The 4422-nt window shown below is 64.8% G+C and carries 3 protein-coding genes; 2 read left to right on the plus strand and 1 reads right to left on the minus strand.

What is annotated here, in order from left to right:
- Nucleotides 1-2 precede the first annotated feature (2 nt).
- Together ON30_RS34995 and dnaG are read left to right on the plus strand one after the other, a co-directional pair.
- Nucleotides 3-1826: a hypothetical protein gene (locus tag ON30_RS34995; RefSeq protein ID WP_157184069.1), complete on the plus strand. Its 1824-nt coding sequence runs from the start codon at nt 3-5 to the stop codon at nt 1824-1826.
- A gap of 12 nt (nt 1827-1838) precedes the next feature.
- Entirely contained in the window at nt 1839-3809 is a 1971-nt protein-coding gene (dnaG, locus tag ON30_RS35000) for a DNA primase (RefSeq protein ID WP_051030446.1), read from the plus strand.
- Between the two features lie 194 nt (nt 3810-4003).
- On the opposite strand, the gene ON30_RS35005 is transcribed toward dnaG, so the two are convergent.
- The gene (locus ON30_RS35005; RefSeq protein ID WP_040714724.1) at nt 4004-4294 is read right to left on the minus strand and encodes a hypothetical protein; all 291 of its coding nucleotides are present in this window, start codon (nt 4292-4294) and stop codon (nt 4004-4006) included.
- Nucleotides 4295-4422 lie beyond the last annotated feature (128 nt).

Raw genomic sequence — 4422 nt, forward strand, 5'->3', positions numbered from 1 at the left:
CGATGACCGAACCGGATGCACCGGCCTCAATCCCGCCCATCACCCCCGGACCGCTCGACAGCGACGCCCGTACTCTGCGCGCCGTCCGAGAAATCCTGCGTGAGTATCACAGTGGTCCAGCCCAGGAATACGGCCACGCGGCGGTGCGCTACCACCTATCGGTCCTGGATCGTATCGACCGAGCGGTGCTACCTCTCGCAGACCCACGCACCCACGAGCGACACGCCCCGGGGCTTGCACACCGCGACCTTCGCACAGCTTTCATCCGCTGGCTGAACGAGATTCGAATCGATGAAGCCGATGCGTTGGCCAACTGGCTCACAAACTTCTCGAGGACCTCGCCGGACGAGGTGGCGACCTCGCTGGCGATCATCAGCGCCGTACGCAAGGAAGGGTTCGAGTCGATCGCGCAGGCCGCTGACCGAGTCCGGTTCCTGCAAGCCGTCGCCTCCGAAGTCCGCGTCCGCGTCGACATGGGAGTGCTCGACGCGACAGCCCTGGACAGCACTCACGAACTCGCCGAAGCGCATCGAGCCTTCGAACAACTGCTCGTTTCCGGCCGGACAGGTCTGAGCGTCTTCGAGCAACAATGTGTGAGCGACTGGGCCGGCCGAATCGACATCAACCTCAGCGATCGGCCCGGGATTGAACTGGTGAGGTTGCTTTCCCCGCCTGAGGACGGCCAAGCCCGCCCCGGACCACGCTCGACCAGCGGCGGACAACTCGCCGACATCGTCGATGAGCTTCGGGTCTGGCATCGACTCGTCACCGAAGAATTGGACTGGCCATACGCGGTACGCCTCAAGTCCGGGCAACGGCTCTCCTCGGCGACCAGCCGAGGTAGTGAGCTCGAATGCCGGCAGTGGCTGCGCGAAGTCGCCGCCGAGTTGCACCCGACCCAACGCGTCGACGCCGCGATCTATCGAGCAGATCCTGCCACCGGCGAACAACGCAGTTGCCTGCGCCTCGAGGCTGTGCCCGCTGCTGAATTCAGAACCTACCTCGATCTGCTCGAACAAGCCGAAGCTCAGCCGACCCCCACCGGCGACCGCGATGACGACCAGCTCCAGGTCATCCGAATGATGCGAGATCTCCAGACCGTCACTCGCCAGCTCAACGACCCGCGCAACAGCGCATCAGCCTTCGAGGCCCTTGTCGAACGAGAAAACCTACGGCATCAGATCCGCGCGTACACCGCCGCCGCTGTTCTGCCCTCTATCGAGCAACGCCTCGACGCCATCGATCTCGCACAGCGTCCCCACCACGAGCAGCACACCGATCCCGCGTACTTCCAACACCGACTCGACCGTCTCGCCGACACGGTCGCCGACATTCGTGCCGCCGGACGCGTCGACATCACTCCACCCGACTGCGCGGACCGTCGTCTCACCGCCGGGTCCTGGTCCGACAACGAGCCCGGCCCGTGGTTCGTCACTACCTGGGGCCCAGACATTGCAGACCAGCCCGGCAGCACACACTACTTCTCCAGCGTGCGCGAGCTGCTGGCACACACGCCGGTTACCGCCGCTCAAGCGAACGAGCTCGCCGCTCTCGACCGGCGGATCGCGCGTGCGCAGTCGCTGGTCGATGCCGCCCGCATGCACCGTGACTCCGTCCGCCACTCCACGGCCCTCACCGCGGCCTCCGCGCTACCCGCGCCGCATACAGCAGCTCGGCACAGCGTCGGACCCGCTTCCGGACTCGACAGTTCCAGAGCGCCTTGGTCCAGTCCAGCGTCACCGGCCGCTGAGGCGAAAGAGGAGAAGAGACGGCCGATTCGGCCCGTCCCGGTCGTGCGCCCGCCGGCTCCTCGCCGGATCACGTGACGAGACCGCCCTGTGCACGAGCCCAATCCGATGAACACACACGGCCACATACCAGACAGCGAAATCACCGCTGTCCGCGCCGCCTCACCGATCGAGATCGTCGTCGGCGCCTACGCCGAACTGCGTCCCACCGGCCCCGGCAGTCTCATGGGCCTGTGCCCGTTCCATCCTGAGCAAACCCCGTCCTTCCACGTCAGCCCTCAACGCGGCCTGTTCCACTGCTTCGGCTGTCGACAAGGCGGCGATGTGTTCACCTTCCTCCAACGAATCGAGCACCTCGACTTCCCAGACGCGGTCACGCTCGCCGCCCATCGCAGCGGCTACCGACTTCGCTACGAAGGCGGGGGCACCTCCACCATGAAACGCCGCGGCACTCGCGCGCGGCTCGTCGCCGCCAACGCCGCCGCGGCCGAGTTCTACCGCCAACGCCTGCACACCGATTCCGAGGCCGCCGCTGCACGGCAATACCTGACAGAACGCAACTTCGATGCCCGAATCATTGACGCATTCGGCGTGGGATTCGCTCCCATGGGCTGGGACGAGCTCACGAAACACCTAATGCGACTGGGCTTCACATTGCCCGAGTTGGAAGCCGCCGGACTGTCACGCCAGGGGCGACGCGGCCCGATCGATCGCTTCCACGCGAGATTGCTCTGGCCGATCCGCAACGCCAGCGGCGAAGTCCTCGGCTTCGGCGCCCGCCGAGTCTTCGATCACGACCGTGTGGAAGCGAAGTACCTCAACACTCCAGAAACCCGGCTGTACAGCAAATCTCGGGTGCTCTTCGGTATCGACCAGGCCCGCCGCGCGATCGGCGACACCCACCAAGCCGTGGTCGTGGAAGGCTACACCGACGTCATGGCGATGCACGCCGCCGGAATCACCAACGCTGTGGCGTCGTGTGGCACCGCGTTCGGCGAGCATCACCACTACACACTTCGGCGGATGCTCGCAGACCATCAGCGCTGGCGCACCGAGATCGTTTACTGCTTCGACGGCGACGCCGCAGGGCGAAAAGCCGCCACCGCGGCTCTTGCCCACGTGAAGGCCACCCCGGGGCGCTCTTCGGTCGCGATCGCACCAGAAGGAGCCGACCCATGCGATCTCCGCCAGCGGTCCGGTGACGAAGGGCTGCATGAACTGATTCTCTCCCGCACCGCCCTGATCGAGTATGTTCTTCGCGCCGCACTCAGCGAGCACGACATCACCACCGTCGAAGGCCGAATCGCCGCCACCCACCACGGAGCCACCGTGCTCCAGCAACTCCACGATCCGATCACCCGTAGCGAGTACACCCGCCAACTCGCAGATTGGACCGGCGTCGATCCCGACGCCGCACTCGAACTGGTCGGCGCGATCGAACCCCCACCCTCGTCCGCGCCGACAGACGCGCACGAGGACCAATCGCCCGCACGAACGCGCTGGCAACGCACAGCCCTACAAACCGCCCTTCAGTTCCCTGTCTTGGCCGCAGCCCACGGATTCGATGAGCTTCCGCGCGAGACGTTCGAACAGCCTCGACACGCGCGGTTGCACGCGAGCATCATCGACCTCGGCGGCACCAGGTCCGCCCCTGCCGACGTCAACGAGTGGATCACCAACGTCATGGAGCGACTGGGATCGGACCCAGGGCTGGCGACCGAACTCGCCGTGCCGCCACTGACGATTCCCGGCAGCCATCCAGACTTGTATCTGCGCGCGGTCTTCGTGATGGTTGTCGCCCAGCACTACGAGACTCGGGTGCAGACTCTTCGACGGCAGCTCGATTCGGTGTCGCCCGCGGATCAACCCGAAGTGCATCATCGTCTGTCCCACGAGATCAGCTACGCCGAGCAACGTAGGCATGCAATTCTGGCGGACCACGCAAAGCGTCGGGCGGAGACATCGGGGCGAGAAGAGCTGTCGGCGGTCGCCGACATTCGTCCCTCGCCCAGAAGGTCGGCAGGAGACAGCGTGAACCGGTCTCGGCGACCTCGACTCTGAGGACTCGGCCGAAGCGTGATCACTGTCGGCGATCACCACGTGGCCGCGTGAGCAGGAAGTGCGGGTGGACAGGAATCGATTAATCCGGGCACTCATGTGTGAATCCGTCGTAGATTTCGAGATTCGATGCACCTCGGATCGCGTGCGCGACGCCGGTCCGTTCGGGCTCGTCGAGTGGCATTGCGGACCGCAGTTCAAGCGAATACCGGACGCAATCGTCTCAACAGTGGCAGTCGGAAAGCCTGCATGGCAATCCATGAACGCCAATAGCCGATGCGGTAAGCCTCCACGAGATGGCCGAAGAGCCAGACGGTCACGCCGACCACCAACCACACGGTCGAGATCAGAATGCCGTGGCCGAGCGCAGGATGCAGCGAGAGTACGGAATCCAGGATCAGCAAAACGCCACCCCACCGAGCGATAGCGGGGAACCTGACCGCGAGCGCGAGTGCACCGAACAGCGCGATGACGACGAATTCCAGCATGGTGGTACCCCCAACGTTGCGCGGCCGATTCCATTGTCCGGCCGCCGGTGAATTGGCCTACTGTAGCCGCGGCGTGCGCCGAGCCACATACGAGTAATATACAAACATAACATACTATACATTTCGAT

The sequence above is a fragment of the Nocardia takedensis NBRC 100417 genome (assembly GCF_000308695.1).
Classification (GTDB): Bacteria; Actinomycetota; Actinomycetes; order Mycobacteriales; family Mycobacteriaceae; genus Nocardia; species Nocardia takedensis.